Below are 24,466 nucleotides of genomic sequence, written 5' to 3' on the forward strand. Positions count from 1 at the left end.
ATTTAATGAAAATTAAAAAGCCCATCTAATTTTAGATGGGCTTTTAATATATTGAGATTCAAAAAAGAATTAATCCTCTTTCTTATCTTCTTTGCGATTATCTCTATTGCGATTATCACGTCCACGATTGTCGCGACCACGATTGTCTCTTCCTCTGTTATCACGTCCACGATTATTATCACGCTTTGGTCTATCTTCCCAGCCTTCTGGTTTTGGTAAAATAGCTTTACGAGATACTTTCTCTTTTCGTGTTCTGGAATCAATTCCGAAGTACTTGACATCAAATACATCTCCCATGTTCACCACATCAGATACATTTTCTGTACGTTCCCAGGCGAGTTCACTTACGTGCAATAAAACCTCGTTTCCTGGTGCTTCTGTGTATTCTACAACAGCTCCAAAATCTAACATCTTTATGACTTTTACCTCATAAACGCTACCAACTTCTGGCTTAAATAATAAGGAATCGATTTTTGCCATTACAGCGTCAATACCAGTTTTACCAACACCAAGAACTTCAACGATACCTTCTTCTGTCACAGGATCTTCATTGATTACTATAGTGGTGTCTGTTTCTTTTTGTAATTCTTGAATGACTTTTCCACCAGGACCAATTAATGCTCCAATAAATTCGTTAGGAATACGTCTTGTCACCATTGTTGGTGCATGCTCCTTAACTTCGGCATTTGGTTGAGCAATTGTATCTGTTAATTTTTCTAAGATATGTAAACGACCCTCACGAGCTTGTTGTAAAGCATTTACTAAAATCTCGTAGGATAAGCCTTTTACTTTAATATCCATTTGGCATGCTGTAATACCGTCTGCAGTACCAGTTACTTTAAAATCCATATCACCTAGATGATCTTCATCACCTAAAATATCAGATAGTACAGCATACTTTCCAGAATCTGCATCAGAAATTAATCCCATAGCAATACCAGATACTGGTTTTGTCATTTGAACACCAGCATCCATCATAGCCATTGTACCAGCACAAACTGTTGCCATTGAAGACGATCCGTTAGATTCTAATACTTCAGATACAACTCTTACTGTGTATGGACATTCGTCTGGCACCATTCCTTTTAATGCACGTTGTGCTAAGTTACCGTGACCAACTTCTCTACGAGATGTTCCACGAATTGGTCTTGCTTCACCTGTACAAAATGGTGGGAAGTTATAATGTAAATAGAAACGCTCTTCACCTTCTTGAGATGGCATGTCTATTTGGTTAGCATCTCTCGATGTCCCTAAAGTCACAGTTGCTAATGCTTGAGTTTCTCCTCGTGTAAATACAGCTGAGCCATGTGTTGATGGTAAGTAATCTACTTCACACCATATTGGTCTAATTTCTGTAGTTTTACGACCATCTAAACGTAAACCTTCATTTAAAGTTAAATCTCTAATGGCAGCTTTTTCTGCTTTACGATAGTAATCAGATACTAATCCGCCGTAATCTTCTAATTCTTCTTCAGAAAAGGTTGCTTTAATATCTTCTTTGATTTGTTGAAAAGCAGCACTTCGCTCATGTTTAGATGATCCAGCTTTTGCAATGGCATAAACTTTATCGTAGGCCATGTCGTGTACTTTCTTCTCTAAATCTTTGTCTTCTCTTTCTGGCTCATACTCACGAATGTCTTTTTTACCAAATGCTTCTGCTAGTCTTACTTGAGCCGCACATTGTACTTTGATATGTTCGTGAGCAAACTTAATTGCTTCAGCCATTTCCTCTTCAGAAATCTCATCCATTTCACCTTCAACCATCATTACAGAATCAGCAGAAGCACCAATCATCATATCGATGTCAGACTCTTCTAATTGTGCAAATGTTGGGTTAATGACAAATTCTCCATTAACACGACCAACTCTAGCCTCAGAAATGGCACATTCAAAAGGAAAATCGGATAACTGAATAGCTGCAGAAGCCGCTAAACCTGCCATTGCATCTGGCATTACATCATCATCGTGAGACATTAATTGAATCATCACTTGAGTTTCAGAATGGTAATCTTTTGGGAATAATGGACGTAATACACGATCCACTAAACGCATAGTTAATACTTCTCCGTCACTTGGTCTTGCTTCTCTTTTAAAGAAACCACCAGGATAACGACCTGCAGCAGCAAATTTTTCTCTGTAATCTACCGTTAAAGGAAGGAAGTTTAAATCTTTTTGTTCGTAATTGGAAACAACTGTACATAATAACATACATTTTCCTGATTGAACTACAACAGAACCATGGGCCTGTTTTGCTAATTTTCCGGTTTCGATAGAGATTTCTCTACCATCACCTAGGTCAATGACCTCTTTGTAAGTCTTTGGAATCATAAAATTTTAATTCACGCTTCGATATTTAATATATCAAAGTCTTGTTAAACAATGGTCGTTGTGTTGTTGTGTAGTAGTTGTTGTGTGACCAATGAAAAACCGAAGTCCCAAACTCGTTTTGGGATCTCATCTGCTATTTCAATTCGAATGTTAAACTCTTCCGAATGAGTTATTCTATATCAAAAAACCACGCGGTTAGGCGTGGTCTTTACATTGAGATTATTTTCTTAATCCTAATTCTTTAACAATTGCACGATATCTTAAAATATCTTTCTTAGTTAAGTAGTCTAGTAACGAGCGACGCTTACCTACTAACTTCACTAGTGAACGCTCTGTATTATAATCTTTACGATTGTTTTTTAAGTGTTCTGTTAAATGATTAATTCTTGCTGTAAATAAAGCAATCTGACCTTCTGCAGAACCCGTATCGTTTTTTCCGTTACCGTACTTTGCGAAGATTTCTTCTTTTTTGTCTTTTGATAAATACATTCTAATATTATTGTAAATGATTGTTATGTATATGAAAGATTTTCTTTCAAGCGGCAAATATAGTATTTTTTTGTGATGTTTTGTTTTTTTTGAAAGCTTTGTTTGTTCACTAATAGTACTTTTTTAATGGATTCTAGCATAGTGTTTAAGAATAAATCTAAAAAAATATTCTGGAAGCATTAAACCTTTTTTATAAATAGAGGTCTTAATACCATAATAACATTAAAAAATAATCATGAAAAATTTGAATGTAATTAAACGAGGAGTATTAGGTGTAATGGTTTTAGGTTTAGCGTTTACATCTTGTAGCGATAATGACGAGTCCTCAGAGTCAGAGAATCAATTAGAGGAGACTTTAGAGGTGCAGCGATCTGCCGAAATAGATCAAATAGATAATGTGTTAGGAGATCTAATTATAGATGCTTATGAAGAACAAGAAACTAGCATAGATGATAGAAGTGCTTATGCCAATGCAATACCAGAATGTGTTACAATTACAATTGTTGCTCAACAGGGCTATAGACAAGTGACACTAGATTTTGGAACTGAAGGTTGTTTTGTACAAGGGCATATACTTAAAGGACAAATTGTATTTGATTATACAAGAGATCCTGAAGCACAGCAAATTAATATAAATTACAATTTAGTAGATTTCTATTTTGATGCCAAAAATGTTATTGGTAGCAGATCTATTTTAAAAGAGCTTTCTAATGATAACGGTAATCCACAATTCACACATGACTTGAGTATAACGGTTATTTGGCCAAATGGTGTGCAGGCCTCTAGAGAAGGGACTCGCATAAGAGAATGGGTTGAAGGCTTTGGCAGCGGAGTATTTAGTGATAACGTATTTGAAATAACAGGAAACTGGACCGCTACTTTTGTGAATGGTAACACACATACATATGAAGTAATAGTGCCTTTACGAAGAGAAGTCATCTGTGCTCATGTTGTAAGCGGGTCTTTCGATGTGCAGCGTACAAATTTTGGTGGCATCTTTGATTTTGGTGATGGGGAATGTGATAATATGGCAACCTTTACGTTTAATAACGGACAAGAAATAGATATTGTATTAAACTAAATGATTAAACAGGTTTTAATAAAAAAGCGAGCCGTCAGGCTCGCTTTTTTTTATTCTCTTAAGGGTTGATTTTTTATTAAATCAATATATAAATTAACCTTATTTTTTAAGTCTTTACGATGGGTTATAAAATCTAAAAAGCCGTGTTCTAATAAAAATTCTGACGTTTGAAACCCTTCTGGTAATTCCTGTCCTGTGGTATCTCTTACGACTCTTGGTCCTGCAAAACCAATTAAGGCACCTGGTTCTGCAATATTAATATCTCCCAACATAGCAAACGAAGCTGTTGTTCCACCAGTTGTAGGATCTGTACATAACGATATATAAGGTATGCCAGCATCTGCAAGCTGTGCTAATTTAGCCGACGTTTTGGCCAACTGCATAAGTGATAAAGCAGCCTCCATCATTCGCGCACCACCAGATTTACTGATAATCATAAACGGTGTTTTCTTTTTTAAGGCATAGTCTGCTGCACGCGCTATTTTTTCACCGACTACACTTCCCATAGAACCACCGATAAAGGTGAAATCCATACAGGCAATAACTAGATCTTCGCCTTTAGATTTGCCTACTGCTGTTCTAACCGCATCCTTTAAATTTGTTTTGGCTTGTGCTGCTTTTAAACGCTCAGGATATTTTTTAGTATCAATAAACTTTAAGGGATCTTTTGAAGATAGATTAGCATCTAATTCTTTAAATTTATTATCGTCAAATAAGATTTCAAAATACTCTTTGCTACCTATTCTTACATGGTAGCCATCTTCCGGACTGACATAGTAATTTTGTTCTAATTCTTTAGTATCTATAATTTTTCCGGTAGGTGATTTATACCAAAGACCTTTGGGCGTATCTTTCTTTTCTTCAGTTGAAGTTTGAATTCCTTTGTCTTTTCTTTTGAACCAAGCTGTCATATAAGTTACAATATTTTGGATTCTCGATTAAAACATTAAATCTTTTTAATCGTTGTTTTAGTTAGCTGTTATGCAAATGTAAAACATATAAAATTACTACATTCTATCTTAACTCAAAAATCAACTTTTTGTGATTTGAAGTATCTCAAAAAAATAAAACCCATTAAAACAGATTTCTGCTTTAATGGGTTGATTTATAATTTAATAGATTAGCTGTTATAGCGTATCTACATTGTTTAGATCTTCAAACGCTTTTTTAAGTCGTTCTACAAAGGCTTGTTCCCCTTTACGTAGCCAAACTCTCGGGTCATAATATTTTTTGTTAGGTAAATCAGCACCATCAGGATTTCCTATCTGAGTTTGTAAGTAGTCCTTATGGTCTTGTACGTAATCTCTAACACCACTTAAAAATGCCCATTGCATATCGGTGTCAATATTCATTTTTATAACGCCATAGCCAATCGCTTCTCTGATTTCTTCTAAAGTAGAACCAGATCCTCCATGGAATACAAAATCAATATGATTATGCTCTACATTGTATTTTTTTGAAACATACTCCTGTGAATTCTTTAGAATTTTAGGAGTCAGTTTTACATTACCTGGTTTGTAAACACCATGAACATTTCCAAAAGCTGCAGCAACCGTAAACTGATCACTCACTTTACTTAATTCTTCATAAGCATAAGCCACTTCTTCTGGTTGTGTATATAATTTAGATTCATCGACATCACTATTATCTACTCCATCTTCTTCACCACCTGTAATACCTAATTCAATCTCTAAAGTCATACCCATTTTGCTCATACGCTCTAAGTATGTCTTACAAATTTCTATGTTTTCTTCAATTGGCTCTTCAGAAAGATCTATCATATGCGAGCTGTAAAGTGGCTTTCCGGTTTCTTTAAAATGTTGCTCACTGGCATCTAGTAAACCATCAATCCAAGGTAATAGTTTTTTAGCACAATGGTCGGTATGTAGTATAACAGGTACTCCATAGGCTTCAGCCATTAAATGAATATGTTTTGCTCCGGCAATAGAACCAGCTATGGCAGCTTTCTGGCCCTCATTACTTAGTCCTTTACCAGCATTAAATTGTGCTCCGCCATTTGAGAACTGAATAATTACTGGTGCATTTAAAGCTTTAGCAGTTTCTAAAACACCATTTATAGTGTTAGAACCAATAACATTTACAGCTGGTAAAGCAAATCCTTTTTCTTTGGCTAATTTGAAAATTTCCTGAACTTCTCGTCCTGTTGCAACGCCAGGTTTGATATTGTGACTCATCTTTATATAGTTGAAAATTAGACTGTAAAAATACGTAAAATTTGAGTAATTTTTTAGCGACTATCCGCAATAAATACCGAAAACGATGTAGTTTTTAAGTGCTAATAAAATTAGAAAGGATAGTTAATACCAATATTGTAAACGGCATTTCGGAAGTTGTAATTTCTAAACCATCTGTTGCCAATACGTTGTGATGGGTCATAGGTTTTAAAACCAACATCGAAACGCAATACGAAAAAATCAAAATCGTAGCGTAAGCCAAAACCTGAACCAACAGCAATGTCTTTTAGAGAATTTAAACTATTAAAGGTTGCAGCATCTTCCTCTACATTATCCAATACATTCCAGATATTACCTGCATCAACAAAAAACGCACCTCTTAAATTTCCAAAAAGGCTAAAGCGCTGCTCGGCACTCAGATGAATTTTAAAATTAGCTTCATTAAATTCGTTAGTAGTATTAGAGCTTCCTGGTCCTAAATTATAGGCTGTCCATGCTCTGTTGTCATTTGGTCCTCCGCCAAAGAAACTTTCAGCAAATGGTACACTGTTGGAATTTCCGTAAGGAATGGCAATACCAGCATAACTTCTAAAAGCCAGAACATTTTTTCGTCCTAAATCAAAGTATTTAATATAGTCAATTTCAGATTTGAAATACTGCGAAAAGGTGACACCAAACACCTCATAATTACCATCATTATTTTTTGGTGTACCAAAAACTTCAGCCAAATTAGATAATAGATTACCTGCTAATTCTATTCTCCATTTAAAAATTGAAAAATCATTGTCAAATAAATTGGCCCGTTTGTCTTTTTTATAATCAAAACTCGTAGAAAAAATTAGGTTGTTCTCTGTTAAACGTTCTTTGCGTTCTTCAATATTATTAACTGTTAAAAAATCGTCATCGTTAGAGCTTAAACTTGTATTTCCGTTTAGAACGTCGTTAATAAATTGGTTGGCTTGATTAGGTATGCTTAAATTGTCATTAGTAGTTATATAGCCAATACTTTGGGCAATACTGTTAAGTCTTCTGTAGGAATTAGTATATACACCAAAATAGTTATCTGTGTTAAGGTTTTTTACATACTGTATATTAAATAGTTCTAATGTATTTGTAACCGTGCTAGATGGATACCAATTGTAGCTTAATAGGCTCGATAAGGTTTGCTTATCTAATCCTATATTTTGCTGACTAGTTGCCGACAGATTTATAGCTGTACTTGGAGCCATGTATTTCGGAATGATGCTATCTGTATTAAATGGTGTAAATAAACGTGGAATTACGAGCCTAATATTGCCACCAAACTCATTAATATCAAAAAAGGTGTTTTCAGATTGTGCTCCATCCTTTGAAGCTCCAATAGCTGCTATACCACTAATTTCTAGGGTTTCTGCACCTCTAAAAACATTCCTTATTTTTAAACCTGGAGTTACAGAAAACCCTATGGTTTGAATATTACTTTGAGAAACATCTAAATCAAAACTCAACTGGTATTTTTTTCGAGGTGCCAAATATATATTTGCTGTCAAGGTGGTATCAACTTCATTCGGAACATAGTCTATACTTGGATATCTAAACATTTGTAAATCATTTAGGTAACGTGATGTCCTACTTCGGGCCAAATCACTGTATGTATCTCCTTCATTTATAAATACAGCATCTGTTAATGCCTTAGGTCTAAACTTTAACTTGTTCTTACTGTAAAGATTATAGTTTTTAAACCGTGTTGTATCAGATATAGCTTTAAAGCGATTATCAAAATTGTCATCTGTAAAAATATTTACTTCTTTTATTTTATAAACCTTAAAAGGCTCAGTCGATGTGGAGTCATCTCCTCTTATGACACGATCTGATATAATCAATTCAGTATTGATTTTATGATTGGTATCAATAGTATCTGTTACAAACCGTATATAGTCTTGTCCGAAATAATAGAATCCTGCATTACGCAAATAGGAATTTATGCGCTCGCGTTCATTTTCGAAATTTTGTTCGTCGTATTGTTCACCTTTTTTTAATAAGGTCGCTTTTTTGAATTTAGGATATAAGGCTTCAATAGCAGGTGTACTAATTATTGGTTGTATTGCGTCTAATATATAGGGTTCTTTTTTAGTAATTTTATAGGTTACCTGAGCGCGCTTATTGCTATCTCTTACGATTTCATAGTTGACTTCATTATTAAACCAACCCTTGCTGTAATAATATTTTCTTAAATTGGTTACAGTTTTAATTGTTTTTTCTTCATCTAAAATAGTAGGTGCCTCTCCGGTTCTTTTTAACCACGCGTTAAAATTGCGCTTAGATTCAATAGATCTATCAAATTGTTTTTCAGATAATAGCGCTGTTCTACGTTTTACTTTTGTACTATCGCTAAGGATATTAGCCTCAATTATAGAATCTATATTTGGTCTGGCTAAATTGTACACATGTAATTTCAATGGAAAACTTAGAAAACCATCCATTCCAAGATTAGTTCGTTGTAGGATGATATTATTAATACGCTCATTTTGATTGACTTTATCATCAACTAAAATGGTATTCTTGGTTATGAGGTGTTCTCCGGTTTTTACGCGCTTTACGACATTACAAGAGCTTAGAGTTATAAAAACGCTTAGAAATACCAATGACTTACAAAGTGATTTGAAGGATAATGTTGGTATTGAAATGCCTGATTGTAAACTCAATGGTTGTGGCGTTTTTTTGATATTGATTATTAGTTACAAAAATTAGTCCAAAAAAGGTTTACTTTGTAATAACACTAACAAATGTAAAGACATTTTAATGGTTACAAAGCATCAGATAAAGTTAATTAATAGTTTAGCGCAAAAAAAATATAGACAGCAACATAAATTGTTTGTTGTCGAAGGAATTAAAGGTATAAGTGAATTTATTAATTCTAGTTTTAAGTTGCATAGCTTATATACAACAAAAGCAATTTTTGATGCACCAAAAGAAAGGACTTTTGAAATTACAGAAAAAGAACTTCGAAAAATTTCATCCTTAAAAAATCCAAATGTAGCATTAGCTATTTTTAATAGTCCAGAATCGTCTAAGCCTAAACAGGAAGGGTTAATTATTGCTTTAGACGACGTTAGAGATCCAGGAAACTTGGGAACAATCATTAGACTTTGTGATTGGTACGGTGTATCTGATTTAATTTGTAGTACTACTACAGTAGAGTGTTACAATCCAAAAGTGGTACAGGCAACAATGGGCTCATTAACGCGTGTTAATGTTAATTATACAGATTTAGAACAGTTTTTGAAAACTAGTAATACGGAAGTGTTTGGTACTTTTATGGAAGGTGAAAATATCTATAAGCAGTCATTACCAGAACATGGTATTGTAGTTTTAGGAAATGAAGCTAATGGAATTTCTGATGTTATTGAATCCTTTATAAATCAAAAAATTTCAATTCCTCGATTTGGGAAAATTCAATCTACTGAAAGTTTAAATGTTGCTAATGCAACAGCGATAGTTCTTAGTGAATTTAGGCGTCATACTATTGAAATGTAAAGTTTATAAAAATGCCTCTGGTTTGCATTTTTGCTACGTTGCCTGTCCATGGACTATTAGGGTCTTCATCTCTTACAATCTCATCATTCATGGCAAAAACTCCTCTTATGGAAGGGGTAAATTTAAAATACAGTAAATAAAAGTCAATACCAAAACCTATTTCGTAGAAGTAGGTGTTTTTTGTCATCCTGAATTGACCTGAGGCATTATCGTCAGGATTATCTTCATTACTCGATAAATTGAGCGCCATTGAAACACCACCAACAATAAAAGGCTTAAAGTTGTTAATACGTTTTGTAGATGCTTTTAATAATAAAGGGACATGTACGTAAGTAGACTTTACTTCTCTAAGCAGATCAGCATCATTAAATTCCATACCTGCAAAGTAACTTTCATCGTATTGTAAGTTTCTGGTGGTGAAAAATACACCTGGCTCTAAGCGTAAATTTAGATAATCATTAATACGCATATCACCAATTAAACCTAAATGAAATCCGAATGTATTGTCTACTAAGATATCTTTTAAATCTTCTTCGTAATCAAATTTAAAATCGTATTGGTTGAAACCAATAAAATAGCCCCAAGACAAGAATTTTTGATCAATATTGTCCACGCTATTAGCTACTTTTTCTTTGGTAAATAGCTGTGCGGTCAAAGTGTTTACTGAAAATAGAAGAGTTAAAATGATTACTAAGTGCTTCATGTTATGATTTAGATGCTGAATAAATTGTAGCTACGCCCATGGTTTGTGGTTGGTCTACGACATTTATAAACCCAATTTTTCTTAAAATATTGTTTAAAGCGTCTCCATATGGAAAAACAGAGGCTGAGTCACTAAGATATTTATAAGCTACTCGGTCCTTTGAAAATATCTTACCAATTGTTGGCAAAATAAACTTAGAATAGGTGTTATATCCAAATTTATAAACAGGATTTGTCGGTACGGAAGTTTCTAAAATAACAAAAAGACCTCCTGGTTTTAAAACGCGCAGTATTTCTGCTAATCCTTTTTCCAGATTCTCAAAATTACGCACACCAAATGCAACAGTAATGGCATCGAACGTATCGTTCTCAAAAGGTAAATCTTCAGAATCACCGATGACCATAGAAATAACACCATCTAACTTTTTAGCCGAAATTTTCTTTCGCCCAACTTCTAACATACCATCGCTAATATCTAATCCTATAATTTCTTTGGCGCTGGTTTTTGTGAGACTAATTGCTAGATCACCTGTTCCGGTAGCTATATCTAAAATATTTTCAGGATTAGATTTCTTAACCATATCAACCACTTTGTTACGCCATTTTATATCAATTCCGAAAGAAATAACACGGTTCAGTCCGTCATACTCCTCAGAAATGGTATCAAACATTTGGGTGACCTGAGCCTTTTTAGAAGCTCCACTATCTTTATATGGTTTTACTTTTTCAGCCATTAAAAATTTTTGGCAAATATAAGGCATTATAAGGGTTCATAATAGTCAATTGGTACAATTATATCGATTTCAAAATAAATTTAAGCTATATTTATGTGTATATTTGCCTCCTTATTTTGAACACATTTTAAAATGAAGATAATTATCGCGGGTGCAGGAGAGGTAGGATTTCATTTAGCAAAATTATTATCCTACGAGTCGCAAGAGATAACACTCATAGATACTAAAAAAGATAGTTTATCTTATGCCGGTGAGCATTTAGATATTAGAACCATCAAAGGCGATGCTACATCGATATCCATACTCAGAGAGGCACGAATTGATACTGCAGCGCTCTTCATTGCTGTCACATCTTCAGAAACTACAAATATTACAGCCAGTGTATTAGCTAAACAGTTAGGTGCACAGCGTACAATTGCAAGAATATCTAATACAGAATTTATTGATGAGAAAGAGACCATTGGGTTTTCTCAGTTTGGAATAGATGAACTAATTTCTCCAGAGTCTTTAGCTGCAGCTGAAATAGAGTTATTATTGAAACAATATGGGTTTAATGACACCTATGAATTTGAAGATGGTGCTTTAACCATGCTAGGCTTGCGTTTGTCTAGAACAGCGACGTTTGTAGATAAAACTGTAAAAGAAGCAGCTGAATTATATTCTGAGTTGCATTTTATCCCTATTGCTATTCAGCGTTATGGAACACAATATACCATCATACCACGAGGTGATACCATTTTTAGGGAAGGTGATAAGGTTGTATTTATGACCTCTAAAGGTGGTGATGCCGAGTTGTTTGAACTCTCAGGGAAAGTTAAAACAGAGATTAAAAATGTAATGATACTTGGTGGTAGTAAAATAGGGTTTAAAACCTCTAGAGATTTATGTGCCAGTAAATTCAATGTTAAACTTGTAGAAAATAGAAAAGCGGTTGCGGAAGATTTAGCTGAACTTTTACCAAATGCACTAGTCATTTGTGGAGATGGTAGAAATGTAGAAATTTTACAAGAAGAGAATATTTCTGAAATGGATGCTTTTATATCTGTAACTGGAAACTCTGAAACTAATATTATGTCTTGTCTCTTGGCAAAGTCTAAAGGAGTGAAAAAGACCATAGCATTAGTTGAGAATATGGATTATTACCAATTATCACAGTCTATTGGTATCGATACACTTATTAATAAAAAATTACTTGCTGCAAATAATATATTTAGATACATTAGGAAGGGTGAGGTTGTAGCTATGACCAAACTGACTAATATGAATGCAGAATTACTTGAATTTGTAGTTAAGCCAAATTCAAAAATCACCAATAAAGTGATTAAAGAATTGAATTTTCCAAGATCAGCTATTTTTGGAGGAATCATAAGAGATGGTAAAGGATTAATACCTTTAGGTAGCTTTAAAATTGAATCTGGAGACCGTGTCGTTGTATGTTGTCTGCCACGCTCTATTTCTGAAGTAGAAGCTTTTTTCTCTTAGGTTATGTCTAGAATGAAACTCAACTATAAAATCATCTTTCATTTTTTTGGATTATTACTGTTATTTAATGGTGGTTTTATGCTTGTGGCTACTTTGATTAGTCTCATTTATAAAGATGGAGTCACACTAGAATTATTTCTTGCAGGCTTAATGACTTTACTCATTGGTACATTTGCAATGATTGGTACGAGGAACCATCATAAAGAGATGAATAAACGCGAAGGTTATATTGTTGTAGCCTTTGGTTGGATTGTAATGTCCTTAACAGGTACGTTACCGTATTTGGTAACAGAATCGATTCCGTCATTTACAAATGCCTTTTTTGAAACTATGTCTGGCTACACTACAACAGGTGCTAGTATTCTGAATGATATAGAGATAATTCCCAAAGGTGTTTTGTTTTGGAGGAGTACCACACATTGGATTGGTGGTATGGGAATTATTGTATTAGCTATTGCTATATTACCCTTATTAGGAGTCGGAGGTATGCAGCTTTTTGCAGCTGAAGCGCCTGGACCTGGTGGGGATAAATTACATCCTAGAATTACAGATACAGCAAACCGATTATGGCTCATTTATGTAGGTTATACAGCAGCTGAAACCATTTTGTTGCAAGTTGCTGGAATGTCATTTTTTGATGCTATTAACCATGCATTAAGTACATTATCTACAGGTGGATTTTCAACTAAAAATGCCAGCGTGGCCCATTGGAATGATAATCCTGCTATACAATACATTATTATCTTTTTTATGTTCTTGGCTGGTACAAATTTCGTGTTAAGTTATTTCTTATTTAAGGGTAAAGTTTCTAAAATAATTAATGATGATGAATTTAAATTGTACTTTAAATTTATCGCAATATTCACTGTAGTAGCAGCTTTACTGATTTATTTTAGAGCGGACGTGTCTCAATCTTCTATTGTGCACCCTATGACTTTAGGAGAAGGTGAGAGTGCTATACGACATGGCTTATTTCAGGTACTTGCTATTGTGACGACTACAGGTTTTGTAACAGCAGACTATACCATGTGGACACCATTTTTAACAGTATTCTTTTTTGGACTTATGTTTTTAGGAGGTTCTGCTGGTAGTACAGCAGGTGGTGTAAAAGTGGTACGTCAATTAATACTAATTAAAAACGGTTTTTTAGAATTTAAGCGTGCTTTACATCCTAACGCTATACTACCTGTAAGATATAATAACAAGGCTGTTTCTGGTGATATTGTATTCAATATACTTGGATTCTTCATTTTATACATGTTATCGTTTATTGTTGGTGCATTAGTATTTTCTATGTTTCAAATTGATTTTGAATCTTCAGTTGGTTTGGCAGCATCAAGTTTAGGTAATGTTGGTCCTGCGCTGGGTGAATTCCGACCAGTCAATAATTATGCTGCACTTCCTGCATTAGGAAAATGGTGGGCATCATTTTTAATGCTTCTGGGGCGTTTAGAATTGTTCACCGTACTCATATTATTAACACCATTTTTCTGGCGAAACAGATAAATATTTCAACTTTTTTTTGAATATTATAATTTAATGTGAGCCTATATGTTTACTAGCTTTAATATTGGTAAATGCTTCAATCTTAGACTATAGTTGTGATACGGCTTGTAACATTTTTAATAATTAAACGTCATATCTATGTAACCAATTAAAAAATATCAATCATGGAATTAGTCATTAATCAAAATTTAGAATTTGTATCAGAACCCGCTGAGGTGTCTCATTTCACATCTCAAGGCTTATTAAATTCTAATTACAAATCAGTTGTGAAGCACAATTTTAACAAGTCAACGACAAAATCAATTTTTGGGATTAGACAGCGTATTAAATCTTCACAATTAAATATGGTAAATCATACAGCTGTTATCTTAAAGCTATCCGTATTTGCCATCGCCTTAGTAGCTTTATTCTAAGAATAAATTACTTAATCTGATCTTTTAACTGGCACTTTTTTAAGTGTCTTTTATATTTTGTCACTCAAAGAGATGTGGTCTTTTAACTCTTGTTTTAACTTATAAACTTTGTATTTATGGCAATTCAAGCAATGAACATAACGATAAAGAATAATAACATAATGCGATCTAAGCGTGAGAAGTTTAAAAGAACTTTGGGCGGTTATGGAAAAGGAAGTAAAACAGAATATAACCTACCAAAAGCTTCTGCAAAGCAACTCAAGGATATTGCTAAGCGTTTAAAAGAAGAACAGCAGTTACGAATGATAAAGGTTATTGTAGTTACTGTTATTCTGTTTTTAGGAGTTATTATTCTATTTGCCTATTCTGCAGAAGTGTTACGTGAATTTCTATGGTTGTGATTTAGGTCAGAATAAAATCTAAAACTATAATTTGAAATCTAAATTGTGTCAAATTTAAAAAAGCTATAATATCTAAAAGATGTTATAGCTTTTTTGTAAAAAAAGGCGATTGATGAATTTATACTAGCATAACGCCAGTTTAATACGTTTAATTGCCTCTTTAATATTTTCTTGTGATGCTGCATAAGATATTCTTATACATTTAGGGTTTCCAAATGCTTCACCTGTAACAGTTGCTACTAAGGCTTCTTCTAAGAGAAATAAAGACATGTCTGAAGCATTGTTTATGGTTTTTCCTTTAATGGTTTTTCCGAAATAGGCAGACACATTTGGGAAAACATAAAACGCACCTTCTGGTTCGTTGGTTTTAAAGCCTTCAACATCATTTAATAGGTCTAAGATGAGTTTTCTACGTTCTTTAAACTCATCAACCATATAAGAAATTTTATCAGGTGATGCTTCAAGTGCAGTTATTACAGCGCGTTGTGCTATACAGTTAGCACCACTGGTTACTTGTCCTTGCATTTTATTACAGGCTCTGGCAATCCAATCTGCAGCTCCAATATAGCCTATTCTCCAACCTGTCATGGCAAATGCCTTTGATACACCATTTACAGTAATAGTTCTATCGTACATGTCTTCAAACTGAGCCATGCTATGATGACCACCAACAAAATTTATATGCTCATAGATCTCATCTGATACTACATAAATATTAGGATATTTCTTTAATACATCTGCCAAAGCTCTAAGTTCTGCTTTATTATACACAGATCCGCTAGGATTACATGGCGAACTGTACCAAATCATTTTAGTTTTTGGAGTAATGGCAGCTTCTAATTGAGCCGCTGTCATTTTAAAATCGTTATCAATATCTGTTTTTACTTCAACAGGTACTCCCTCGTTCAGCTTTACAATATCACTATAGCTTACCCAATAAGGACAAGGTAATATAACTTCGTCTCCCTTGTTAAGCATTACAGATGCAATGTTATAAAGTGCCTGTTTTGCACCAGTAGAAACTACAATTTGAGGTAGGGTGTAATCTAAACCATTATCTCTTTTAAACTTTGCGATTATAGCATTTTTTAGATCAACATAACCATCAACAGGTGTATAACTGTTGTAATTGTCATTTACAGCTTTAATAGCTGATTCTTTAATAAAATCTGGAGTATTAAAGTCTGGTTCTCCCAAGCTTAATCCAATAATATCTTTACCCTCTGCACGCAGTTCTCTGGCTTTTGCAGCCATGGCAAGGGTTGCTGATGTCGATAGATTATTAACTCTATCTGAAAGTTGGTTCATGTTAATGTAATAATAGAATTATGCTTGCATTGAAGGGCGCATTCCCATTTCTTTTAAAAATTTGAAATGTGCCACAATTGCTTTTCTCGTAGTTTCGTATTCTTTATATGGTAAATTAAATTCCTTAGCGGTATCTTTTACAATCTTTGCTATTTTTCCGTAATGAATGTGACTAATATGAGGAAAAATATGATGTTCTACTTGATGGTTTAAACCACCTGTATACCAATTCACTAACCAATTCTTTGCGCCGAAATTTACTGTAGTTTTTAACTGATGAATAGCCCAAGTGTTTTTCATAGTACCATCTTTTTCTGGCATCGGCATTTCTGCTTCATCCATAACATGTGCCAGCTGAAAAACAACACTTAAGATTAAACCAGCAACATAATGCATAATAAAAAAACCAATAAGGATTTTGTACCATGCAATATCTGTAAGTACTATCGGTAGTACTATCCACATGGCGATATATATAAGTTTAGAGATGACTAACTTACTCCAATTCACTACTGGGTTAGGTAATTTTCCATAAGACAACTTACGTTTCATGTAGCGACGCATTTGCTGAAAATCTGTAGTAATTGCCCAGTTAATGGTCAATAATCCATATAATAGTATAGAATAGTAGTGCTGAAATTTATGATGCTTATGCCACTCAGCATGTTGAGAAAAACGTAAGATTCTACCAGCTTCAAGATCTTCATCATGACCATGAATGTTGGTATAGGTGTGGTGTAATACATTATGTTGTACTTTCCAGTTATACACATTCCCTGCTAAAATATAAATGCTACTTCCCATAAGTCTGTTGACCCATTCTTTGTTGGAGAACGAACCATGATTCCCATCATGCATAACATTCATCCCAACACCTGCCATACCAATGCCCATTACAATGGTGAGAAGTAATTGTGCCCATGTTGGAATATCTAAGGTTAATAATAAAAAGTATGGAGTTAAGAATAATGTAAACATAACAATGGTTTTTAGCCAAAGTTGCCAATTACCAGTGCGTTTAATATTGTTTTCTTTAAAATAATTGTTAACCCTTTTGTTTAATGTTCTAAAAAACTTTGCTGAGTCAGTTCTTGAGAAGGATAATGTTTGTTGTGCCATGTAATCTAATTTATGATTATAACGTAAAGTATTAAAATACCTTATAATTGAGCTCAAATATAATTAATAATTAAAATAGTCCATTGACAGTTAATGTTAATTTATACACATTAAAAAGTGTATTTTTGCCAAAAATATATAAAATGGAACTTATCCTTAAGTATTTTCCTGACTTATCTGATGCTCAAATTAATCAATTTAAGGCTTTAGAAAGTCTTTATAAAGACTGGAATGCCAAAATAAATGTGGTGTCGCGCAAAGATATAGACGAGCTTTATTTAAGACATGTGCTTCACTCTCTGGGTATAGCAAAAGTAATAGAGTTTAGTGATGGGTCTAACATATTAGATGTTGGCACTGGTGGTGGCTTTCCTGGTGTTCCTTTAGCTATATTATTTCCCAATTGTAACTTTCATTTAGTAGATAGTATCAATAAGAAACTAAAAGTAATTAATGCTGTTGCAGAAGCTATAGGATTAGATAACATTAAAACAACGCACAGTAGGGTAGAAGCCATATACGAAACCTATGATTTTATAGTAAGTAGAGCAGTAACTGCTATGCCAGAATTCACAAAATGGGTGAAGGGTAAGATTGCAAAAAAGCAAAGAAACGATTTAAAAAATGGTATTCTTTATTTAAAAGGAGGTGACTTAACCGAAGAGTTAAAACAATATTCTACGGTGAAAGCTTATTTACTATCAGACTATTTTGATGAAGAATTTTTCGATACAAAGAAAGTGATACACCTACCATTAAAGCACAAATAAAAAAAGCCTTTCAGCTGAAAGGCTTTTTTTATTTGCTGTTTGATTAATTAGCTAGAAATTTTGTTGTAAAGGTTGCTTTATTCTTGCTTGAAACATTTAAAATGTAAAAGCCTGAAGCTAGTTCTAATGGAATTGATGTTCTACCACTTAAAGTCATTGATGTGTTGAACACAACTTTTCCAGTAAGGTCAACGATACTAATATTCGCTTTTTGGGTCTGGTCTGAGAGTAAAACTAATTCGTTGTTTATTGGATTTTTTTCTAATTGAAAAGAATACAAATCACTATTGGAAACACTTAAAGGCGGATTTAAAATTTCATTAAGTGCAAAGGCTACATTGCCTTCAGTTAGTTGCACATGAGGTTCGCTATCAGTTGGTATATAGGTGTTTACAAAAGGCGTATTATTTGTTGTTGCACGACCAGCAATATCAATATTGTGATGCCAATCAATTTCATCATCAGTTATTTCTAATGCTAATGCACTTACCGAAGGGATAAAATTAAACTTATCAATATTGAGGGCATTAACGAAATCGCCAGCAAGTCCGCCACCTCCTCCAACATCTCCTGTTACACCAGCTAAATCGAATAACCCGCCAGGTGCGGCATCTATGCCATCAGAATATAAAAAAGCTTCACTTTCTGCCATAGAGCCATCAACTTCAACACCAAATACCTGAATTGAGATACTACTAGCTAAATTCGTTAAACCTGCAGCTGGTGTAAAATTAACATCAATAAAAACGTTAGCCGTAAATATTCCTACGGGAACACTCAGTGTGGTATTAATCACGGAGTAACCATTTGTAACAGTGGGTCCAGTATTGCCAACGGCAAAATATGGGTTATTTTCTCCGCTACCATTAATAATAGCAACATTGCGCACAGTTTCTGGAAAACCCAAAGGTGTTAAAGCATTTATATTAGTTTCAAATATGCCTCTAAAAGGGTGTGCTTGAGGTAAGGTTAGTGCTGGGTCAAAAGTCACTAAATCTGCACCAGACAAATGCGCTTCCAAATGGTCGGTTAATAATTGCCTTGCAGCAGCTGATTTCAGTAAACCATTAATGATTGGTTGTACTTCTGCAACAGGATTTGTTCCATTAAATGCCAAATAGTTCAATTGGTGTTGTAGCCCAATCGGAACATTTGCACCATGATGAGGTGAGTCAAAAGAAATATACAATCTCGTGTCAGAATCGAGGCTATTAGCTTCCATATAATTAAGAGCATAACGCGATATTATACCTCCCATACTCGGGCCTATAATAACATTTTGTTCGGGACTATTACTTGCCTTTGCCGTATTGATAATGTTTATTAACTCTACTAATAGCAGAGCATTACGTTCCATAAAATCTGCTCCTCCATCGATGATGGCACCATCTGCTGCTCTGGTATACGTTGGGAAGTTTAATACCACAACATCAAAACCTTCATCTCTAACAAGGTCTGCTAAATTTTGTGGCCCTTGTGAACCATTAAAATCTAAAAGACTATATAAGCCAGCTATGTCTCTGGTATCTCCAGGGTCAAAGCCATCAACGACAATTATTGGCTTATCCAATATGTTGTCAGCGCTTAAAAATATCTCATATTCTCCTTCGCCAGGATAATTGGTTGCTTCTCCATATGGAGCTAAGTCTGGTGCTATACTAGCGGTAAATGCTGTTTGAGCAAATATCAGTATAGGACAAAATAATAAAATTAAAAAGTATTGTTTTTTCATAAAAATTTTAGTTTGACAATAGCTGTAGAAAGATACAAAGTTTATAGATTGAATTAAGCATTTTTAAGTTTAGATTTTGAAATAAATAAAAAAAACCCTTGAAAACATGTGTTTTCAAGGGTTTGTCAATCAGTGTTTTAAATGTCTTATCCTAAGAAAGGGTATCTGTAATCTGTTGGAGTTACAAATGTTTCTTTTATAAGTCTTGGTGACACCCATCTTAGTAAATTTTGCGCGCTACCTGCTTTATCGTTAGTACCAGAAGCTCTAGCACCACCAAATGGTTGTTGACCAACTACAGCTCCAGTAGGTTTATCATTAATATAGAAGTTACCTGCTGAATTTTGTAATGCTTTTGTAGCTTCTTCAACAGCATAACGATCCGTTGATAGTATCGCACCTGTTAAAGCATATTCGCTAGTTTCGTCAACTAATTTTAATGTCGCAGAATAATCAGCTTCATCATAAACATAAATAGTGATTACTGGTCCAAATAACTCCGTACACATGGTGGTGTACTTAGGATTAGTCGTTACTATTACTGTTGGTTCTATAAAATAGCCCTTTGATTTATCATAACCACCGCCAGCAATTATTTCAGCATCACTATCTGCTTTAGCTCCATCAATATATTTGGCTAATTTGTCAAATGACCCTTCATGAATAACTGCGGTTATAAAATTGCTCATATCCTCCGGAGATCCCATTTTAAAAGATTTAAGGTCTTCTAAAAGATGTTTTTTAACATCAGGCCATAGGTTGGTAGGAATGTATGCTCTTGATGCTGCACTACATTTTTGTCCTTGGAATTCAAACGCTCCTCTAGCAATTGCAGTTGCGACTTGCTTCGCATTGGCAGATTTATGAGCAACAATAAAGTCTTTACCTCCGGTTTCTCCTACAATTCTTGGATATGTTTTATAGTTATGAATGTTTTCTCCGATTTGCTTCCATAATTCTTTGAAGATAAAAGTAGAACCTGTGAAGTGCAGACCAGAAAAATCGGGACTGGCTAATACTGTATTTGTAATCATAACCGGATCACCAAAAACAACATTTATGACACCTTCTGGTACACCTGCTTCTTTAAACACATCCATGATTACTTTTGCCGAATAGACTTGACTATCACTTGGTTTCCAAACAACAACATTACCCATTAAAGCCATACAAGCTGGCAGATTTCCTGCAATCGCAGTAAAATTAAATGGTGTTACCGCATATGTGAAACCTTCTAGTGGTCTATATTCAACACGGTTCCATGCATCACTAGTGCTCTCTGGTTGTTCCATGTAAATATCAGTCATAAACTGTACATTGAACCTTAAGAAATCTATGAGTTCACACGCCGCATCAATTTCTGCCTGATGAATTGTTTTAGATTGTGCAATCATGGTTGCAGCATTGATTTTTGCTCTGTAAGGTCCTGCAATTAATTCAGCTGCTTTTAAGAATATACCTGCACGTTGTTCCCATGGCATTTGAGACCATGACTTGCGAGCTGCAAGAGCTGTTGCAATAGCTTCATCTACATGTTTTTTTTCAGCTAAATGATATTCACCAACAATATGTTTATGGTCGTGCGGAGGAGACATGGTTCTGGTATTTCCAGTTTCTACATCTTTACCGTTAATATATAAAGGGACTTCAACCTTACTATTAAACATGGCTTTATAAGCTTCTTGAACCGATTTGCGCTCAGGAGAACCTGGTGCATACGATTTTACAGGTTCGTTAACAGCGACTGGTACATTAAAGAATCCTTTTCCCATAATATGTTTTATTTTTTCGTTTAAATTTTAAAGTGCAAAGGTACAATTTTTAAAGTAGAATACTAAGCGGTTACAGGCGAGAAATTGCCCTACAGAAATATATTTTTTGTAAGTTGCCTCTAAATATTTTTTCCCCATAATGATAAAAAAAGATGCAATTATATTAACACTGGCTTATCCTGAAACAATAGTGTCACATGCTGAGGAATGGTACTCTCCTTTATTAAAATATGTATCTGTTGGAAGTAAACAGCATGTAAGAGCAGGGCACGCTGCATTGGTGTTAATTGATAAGAGTCAGGTGTTTTAGAATACCATGATTTTGGACGATATATAACTCCTTCCCCAAATCGAAGAGTAAGAGGAAGACAAACCGATTTTGAACTTAATTTTCCTATTAAGGCAATTATAGAGAATGATGTCATTTCTAATTTGAATGACATTCTAGTGTTTTTAGCAACACATCCAAAACTTACGCATGGAGATGGTAATCTATATGCTTCTGTGTGTAACGCTGTAGACTATAATTTAGCTAGAACTCATATTACTAAAATGCAGAACAAAGACTTTATTAGGTATGCTGCGTTTATAAAAGATGCTTGTAATTGTGAACGTTTTGTTACAGATGCCTTAATTGCTTCGGTTGCTGATGAGAAAATAAAAAAGAGATTAAGGAAATCGAAGTGGTTTACTCCTAGTACGATTGGAAATGTGGTGATAGCCGATACTGAAAACCATATTTATTGAGTTTCCGAAATAGGTGATATACAAGAATTTCAATCTACAGTTAGTAGGGAAAACAGACGATTATTTTTAGATAGATTAAAGGGTTATAATCCAAGTTTAATCGGTACCATAGAACCAAAGCACAATGACATTAAATCCGACCATGCACAATGCTGGGTGGTGTAGCAGCAGGTGCGTGGTTTGAAATCCATGACTTAAATAGTTCTGTTGAATATCGATTTAGACGTATTTCTCCTTATGGAAATGTAGATGCAGATGGAATTTATAAGCTTAAATCAAAAGGATTTCAAATAGAATTAGAGTATAAATTTATTCAGTATTCAAACTGTAGTTTCTATCATATAGATCAAAATTCTACACAATTCCGATTTGAATTTTTAGAACACTTTAAAGATTAATTAAGTGCGAACGGAGCGCTTAATTTAAAAGAAGGTATATAAACCTTGAATTTGCTGGCTTTAGTGAAATTCACCATGTTGTAATGACCTTTCATTGCGCCAAATGGAGACGTTAAAAGGCAACCTGAATTGTAAGTATGTTTTTCACCTGGCTTGAGAACAGGTTTTTTACCTATAACACCTTCACCTTCAATAATTTCTTCATTATTTAAGGCGTCTAATATTTTCCAGTGTCTAGAATTTAACTGAACAGAATCTTTACTTTGGTTTTCGATTGTTACTTTATAACCAAAAGCAAAGTGCACTTTATAATTCTTATAAAAAGTGCCTTCAAAATTAGTTTCTACTGAAATTTTAATCCCGCTTGTAACTTGTTGTACCATAAAGATTTTTAAAATCTATGCTAAAATAAGATATTTTTTTAATGAAACACTTAAAAATCGATGAAGTGACCATTATATTTAACAAACGTTTAATATCAGTGGTTTAAAGCTCTTAATAGATGTTAAAATAGTACTTTTTAATTAGATATATCTACAGAAGTTGCCTCTCCGTAACCAATAAGTCTATCATATCTGGCTCCTAAATCTCTATAGTAAACTAATACCTTATAGTTGTTTTCTGTCTGCCAGAAGTTTCCACTTATGGCTCCTTCGTCTAACTTGCCAGTTTCTTTATCAACCGTAACGTATTTATAGTTAAAAAATCCTTGCTTTAGTCGCATCATAACTTCGTACATACCACTCTCGGTATTGAACTCCATTTTTGTTAGAGGTTCTATTGCGAAAGCATTAAAATTGCCATAAACATGGATATCCTTATCAATTATTTCTGGATGTAATAGTGAGAAATGGATCATGGTGTAATCAGCTTCAATATCAACATTAGAACGATCAATAGCTGTGATTTGAAAATTTCCGTTAATATCTGGATTGTAAGTGTATGGATTATTTTTCCGAGATCGATTCGCAAACAGGTAATTGTGATAAATATCTTTCAGGTCTATATATTGAACACCAATATTTGCAGCTCTTACATCTTTATTTTCAAAAAATAGATATTCATTGCCTCCCCAAAACGCAGATTCCGTATCGTATCTATATATGAGTTCGTTTCCAAGAGTGTATTGTGGTTTCAAATCTGAAATAGCAGTGTTTAAATTATTATTTTGAATAATAATTGTTTTAATGGTTTGGAGTGGATTATTAAAATTGATGCTGTTAGAGTTAATCACTAAATCTACTGATTGTTTCTCTGCAATTACTTTAACGTCTCTGGATCGCTTAACCTGTACGCCAACGTTTACTAGATCTTCATATACCATAAATTTTCGTGTAAACATCAGTTCGTCATAATCATCATAAATAGAAATCATGTAATTCCCTGTCTTAAGAAGTGCTCTGGTTTGCAGATTAGGTAATTGCAATTTGTAATGCGAATAAACCTGATAGGTATTAAATGAATTGTAGTATTCTAAAATTCTCTGATTGTCTAATCCTCTTAAGTATTCAGCTTTTGCTAAAACAGAAGGAGTCCAATCATAATTAAAGTGCTCAATAACGTAGTAGAAGTCCTCCTCATTGGCATTTAAGGCATCAAACTCTAGAATTAATGGCTCACCTAACCTAAGGATAGGAAGCTGTCCTTGTGTAGTATTACTTTTAAATTTTATGGTTTTAATAAAATCTGGAGGTGAAACTTCTTTTACTTGTCCGGTTATAAGCCAAGAACTTGATAAGAAAAGTAAAAGTAGAACTATGTGGTTTTTCATTG

At 34.0% G+C, this 24,466-nt stretch carries 21 protein-coding genes and 1 pseudogene; 9 read left to right on the forward strand and 13 right to left on the reverse strand.

All coding sequences use genetic code 11. The features are described 5' to 3' along the window. Positions 1–69: 69 nt before the first annotated feature. Together ACTG3Y_RS02820 and rpsO are read right to left on the reverse strand one after the other, a co-directional pair. A complete protein-coding gene (locus ACTG3Y_RS02820; RefSeq protein ID WP_439151409.1) occupies positions 70–2,328 on the reverse strand; it encodes a polyribonucleotide nucleotidyltransferase in 2,259 nt (752 codons plus the stop codon). A gap of 219 nt (positions 2,329–2,547) precedes the next feature. Next, positions 2,548–2,817, reverse strand: coding sequence for a 30S ribosomal protein S15 (gene rpsO, locus ACTG3Y_RS02825; RefSeq protein ID WP_439151410.1), 270 nt, complete (start codon positions 2,815–2,817; stop codon positions 2,548–2,550). 235 nt (positions 2,818–3,052) lie between these two features. Between rpsO and ACTG3Y_RS02830 the strand changes: the two genes are divergently transcribed. Next, entirely contained in the window at positions 3,053–3,898 is an 846-nt protein-coding gene (locus ACTG3Y_RS02830) for a hypothetical protein (RefSeq protein WP_439151411.1), read from the forward strand. Between the two features lie 50 nt (positions 3,899–3,948). Here ACTG3Y_RS02830 and accD read toward each other — a convergent pair whose 3' ends face one another. From accD to ACTG3Y_RS02845, 3 genes are all read right to left on the reverse strand, one after another. Further along, positions 3,949–4,809, reverse strand: coding sequence for an acetyl-CoA carboxylase, carboxyltransferase subunit beta (gene accD, locus ACTG3Y_RS02835; RefSeq protein ID WP_439151412.1), 861 nt, complete (start codon positions 4,807–4,809; stop codon positions 3,949–3,951). A 216-nt stretch (positions 4,810–5,025) separates the two neighbouring features. After that, the gene (gene fbaA / locus ACTG3Y_RS02840) at positions 5,026–6,093 is read right to left on the reverse strand and encodes a class II fructose-bisphosphate aldolase (RefSeq protein ID WP_439151413.1); all 1,068 of its coding nucleotides are present in this window, start codon (positions 6,091–6,093) and stop codon (positions 5,026–5,028) included. A gap of 110 nt (positions 6,094–6,203) precedes the next feature. Next, the gene (locus ACTG3Y_RS02845; RefSeq protein WP_439151414.1) at positions 6,204–8,777 is read right to left on the reverse strand and encodes a BamA/TamA family outer membrane protein; all 2,574 of its coding nucleotides are present in this window, start codon (positions 8,775–8,777) and stop codon (positions 6,204–6,206) included. 97 nt (positions 8,778–8,874) lie between these two features. On the opposite strand from ACTG3Y_RS02845, the gene ACTG3Y_RS02850 reads away from it, so the two are divergent. Continuing rightward, positions 8,875–9,609 (forward strand): TrmH family RNA methyltransferase, encoded by a 735-nt coding sequence (locus ACTG3Y_RS02850; protein WP_439151415.1) that lies wholly within the window; start codon positions 8,875–8,877, stop codon positions 9,607–9,609. On the opposite strand, the gene ACTG3Y_RS02855 is transcribed toward ACTG3Y_RS02850, so the two are convergent. Next, on the reverse strand, positions 9,596–10,312 hold the full coding sequence (locus tag ACTG3Y_RS02855; RefSeq protein ID WP_439151416.1) for a porin family protein: 717 nt from the start codon (positions 10,310–10,312) through the stop codon (positions 9,596–9,598). The genes ACTG3Y_RS02850 and ACTG3Y_RS02855 overlap by 14 nt on opposite strands. 1 nt (position 10,313) lies before the next feature. Continuing rightward, positions 10,314–11,045 carry a bifunctional demethylmenaquinone methyltransferase/2-methoxy-6-polyprenyl-1,4-benzoquinol methylase UbiE gene (gene ubiE / locus ACTG3Y_RS02860; RefSeq protein WP_439151417.1) on the reverse strand — a complete coding sequence of 244 codons (732 nt, stop codon included), beginning with the start codon at positions 11,043–11,045 and terminating at the stop codon, positions 10,314–10,316. Positions 11,046–11,177: 132 nt separating this feature from the next. On the opposite strand from ubiE, the gene trkA reads away from it, so the two are divergent. The 4 genes from trkA to ACTG3Y_RS02880 all read left to right on the forward strand — a co-directional run bounded on the left by trkA (position 11,178) and on the right by ACTG3Y_RS02880 (position 14,847). Next, complete coding sequence (gene trkA, locus ACTG3Y_RS02865) at positions 11,178–12,527, forward strand: Trk system potassium transporter TrkA (protein WP_439151418.1); 1,350 nt, start codon at positions 11,178–11,180, stop codon at positions 12,525–12,527. 12 nt (positions 12,528–12,539) lie between these two features. Next, positions 12,540–14,033 (forward strand): TrkH family potassium uptake protein, encoded by a 1,494-nt coding sequence (locus tag ACTG3Y_RS02870; protein ID WP_439151419.1) that lies wholly within the window; start codon positions 12,540–12,542, stop codon positions 14,031–14,033. A 164-nt stretch (positions 14,034–14,197) separates the two neighbouring features. After that, positions 14,198–14,446, forward strand: a complete 249-nt coding sequence (locus ACTG3Y_RS02875; protein WP_439151420.1) for a hypothetical protein — start codon at positions 14,198–14,200, stop codon at positions 14,444–14,446. Between the two features lie 116 nt (positions 14,447–14,562). Further along, positions 14,563–14,847, forward strand: coding sequence for a hypothetical protein (locus tag ACTG3Y_RS02880; protein WP_439151421.1), 285 nt, complete (start codon positions 14,563–14,565; stop codon positions 14,845–14,847). A 123-nt stretch (positions 14,848–14,970) separates the two neighbouring features. Here the strand turns inward: ACTG3Y_RS02880 and ACTG3Y_RS02885 are convergent, their stop codons facing one another. Together ACTG3Y_RS02885 and ACTG3Y_RS02890 are read right to left on the reverse strand one after the other, a co-directional pair. Then, positions 14,971–16,155: a pyridoxal phosphate-dependent aminotransferase gene (locus ACTG3Y_RS02885; protein WP_439151422.1), complete on the reverse strand. Its 1,185-nt coding sequence runs from the start codon at positions 16,153–16,155 to the stop codon at positions 14,971–14,973. Positions 16,156–16,173: 18 nt separating this feature from the next. After that, the gene (locus ACTG3Y_RS02890; protein ID WP_439151423.1) at positions 16,174–17,274 is read right to left on the reverse strand and encodes a fatty acid desaturase family protein; all 1,101 of its coding nucleotides are present in this window, start codon (positions 17,272–17,274) and stop codon (positions 16,174–16,176) included. Between the two features lie 143 nt (positions 17,275–17,417). Between ACTG3Y_RS02890 and rsmG the strand changes: the two genes are divergently transcribed. Next, complete coding sequence (rsmG, locus tag ACTG3Y_RS02895; protein WP_439151424.1) at positions 17,418–18,044, forward strand: 16S rRNA (guanine(527)-N(7))-methyltransferase RsmG; 627 nt, start codon at positions 17,418–17,420, stop codon at positions 18,042–18,044. 43 nt (positions 18,045–18,087) lie between these two features. On the opposite strand, the gene ACTG3Y_RS02900 is transcribed toward rsmG, so the two are convergent. After that, positions 18,088–19,776 (reverse strand): T9SS type A sorting domain-containing protein, encoded by a 1,689-nt coding sequence (locus ACTG3Y_RS02900; protein ID WP_439151425.1) that lies wholly within the window; start codon positions 19,774–19,776, stop codon positions 18,088–18,090. A gap of 146 nt (positions 19,777–19,922) precedes the next feature. Next, on the reverse strand, positions 19,923–21,548 hold the full coding sequence (gene pruA / locus ACTG3Y_RS02905) for an L-glutamate gamma-semialdehyde dehydrogenase (RefSeq protein ID WP_439151426.1): 1,626 nt from the start codon (positions 21,546–21,548) through the stop codon (positions 19,923–19,925). A 139-nt stretch (positions 21,549–21,687) separates the two neighbouring features. Here pruA and ACTG3Y_RS02910 point away from each other — a divergent pair. Beyond that, positions 21,688–22,295, forward strand: a pseudogene (locus ACTG3Y_RS02910) (hypothetical protein). 149 nt (positions 22,296–22,444) lie between these two features. Further along, positions 22,445–22,693, forward strand: coding sequence for a DUF6695 family protein (locus ACTG3Y_RS02915; protein ID WP_439151427.1), 249 nt, complete (start codon positions 22,445–22,447; stop codon positions 22,691–22,693). Here ACTG3Y_RS02915 and apaG read toward each other — a convergent pair. After that, complete coding sequence (apaG, locus tag ACTG3Y_RS02920) at positions 22,690–23,076, reverse strand: Co2+/Mg2+ efflux protein ApaG (protein ID WP_439151428.1); 387 nt, start codon at positions 23,074–23,076, stop codon at positions 22,690–22,692. The genes ACTG3Y_RS02915 and apaG overlap by 4 nt on opposite strands. A gap of 137 nt (positions 23,077–23,213) precedes the next feature. After that, positions 23,214–24,464: a DUF5103 domain-containing protein gene (locus tag ACTG3Y_RS02925; protein WP_439151429.1), complete on the reverse strand. Its 1,251-nt coding sequence runs from the start codon at positions 24,462–24,464 to the stop codon at positions 23,214–23,216. Positions 24,465–24,466 lie beyond the last annotated feature (2 nt).

Source organism: Winogradskyella sp., assembly GCF_965656915.1.
Lineage (GTDB): Bacteria > Bacteroidota > Bacteroidia > Flavobacteriales > Flavobacteriaceae > Winogradskyella.

Excerpts from the sequence above, each read along its gene's own strand:
- ACTG3Y_RS02830 (WP_439151411.1), top strand. The coding sequence starts at position 3,053 with ATGAAAAATTTGAATGTAATTAAACGAGGAGTATTAGGTGTAATGGTT.
- pruA (WP_439151426.1), bottom strand. The coding sequence starts at position 21,548 with ATGGGAAAAGGATTCTTTAATGTACCAGTCGCTGTTAACGAACCTGTA.
- ACTG3Y_RS02880 (WP_439151421.1), top strand. The coding sequence starts at position 14,563 with ATGGCAATTCAAGCAATGAACATAACGATAAAGAATAATAACATAATG.
- ACTG3Y_RS02925 (WP_439151429.1), bottom strand. The coding sequence starts at position 24,464 with ATGAAAAACCACATAGTTCTACTTTTACTTTTCTTATCAAGTTCTTGG.
- ACTG3Y_RS02820 (WP_439151409.1), bottom strand. The coding sequence starts at position 2,328 with ATGATTCCAAAGACTTACAAAGAGGTCATTGACCTAGGTGATGGTAGA.
- fbaA (WP_439151413.1), bottom strand. The coding sequence starts at position 6,093 with ATGAGTCACAATATCAAACCTGGCGTTGCAACAGGACGAGAAGTTCAG.
- apaG (WP_439151428.1), bottom strand. The coding sequence starts at position 23,076 with ATGGTACAACAAGTTACAAGCGGGATTAAAATTTCAGTAGAAACTAAT.
- accD (WP_439151412.1), bottom strand. The coding sequence starts at position 4,809 with ATGACAGCTTGGTTCAAAAGAAAAGACAAAGGAATTCAAACTTCAACT.
- ubiE (WP_439151417.1), bottom strand. The coding sequence starts at position 11,045 with ATGGCTGAAAAAGTAAAACCATATAAAGATAGTGGAGCTTCTAAAAAG.
- ACTG3Y_RS02850 (WP_439151415.1), top strand. The coding sequence starts at position 8,875 with ATGGTTACAAAGCATCAGATAAAGTTAATTAATAGTTTAGCGCAAAAA.
- rsmG (WP_439151424.1), top strand. The coding sequence starts at position 17,418 with ATGGAACTTATCCTTAAGTATTTTCCTGACTTATCTGATGCTCAAATT.
- trkA (WP_439151418.1), top strand. The coding sequence starts at position 11,178 with ATGAAGATAATTATCGCGGGTGCAGGAGAGGTAGGATTTCATTTAGCA.
- ACTG3Y_RS02890 (WP_439151423.1), bottom strand. The coding sequence starts at position 17,274 with ATGGCACAACAAACATTATCCTTCTCAAGAACTGACTCAGCAAAGTTT.
- ACTG3Y_RS02900 (WP_439151425.1), bottom strand. The coding sequence starts at position 19,776 with ATGAAAAAACAATACTTTTTAATTTTATTATTTTGTCCTATACTGATA.
- ACTG3Y_RS02870 (WP_439151419.1), top strand. The coding sequence starts at position 12,540 with ATGAAACTCAACTATAAAATCATCTTTCATTTTTTTGGATTATTACTG.
- ACTG3Y_RS02855 (WP_439151416.1), bottom strand. The coding sequence starts at position 10,312 with ATGAAGCACTTAGTAATCATTTTAACTCTTCTATTTTCAGTAAACACT.
- ACTG3Y_RS02885 (WP_439151422.1), bottom strand. The coding sequence starts at position 16,155 with ATGAACCAACTTTCAGATAGAGTTAATAATCTATCGACATCAGCAACC.
- ACTG3Y_RS02875 (WP_439151420.1), top strand. The coding sequence starts at position 14,198 with ATGGAATTAGTCATTAATCAAAATTTAGAATTTGTATCAGAACCCGCT.
- ACTG3Y_RS02915 (WP_439151427.1), top strand. The coding sequence starts at position 22,445 with ATGCTGGGTGGTGTAGCAGCAGGTGCGTGGTTTGAAATCCATGACTTA.
- rpsO (WP_439151410.1), bottom strand. The coding sequence starts at position 2,817 with ATGTATTTATCAAAAGACAAAAAAGAAGAAATCTTCGCAAAGTACGGT.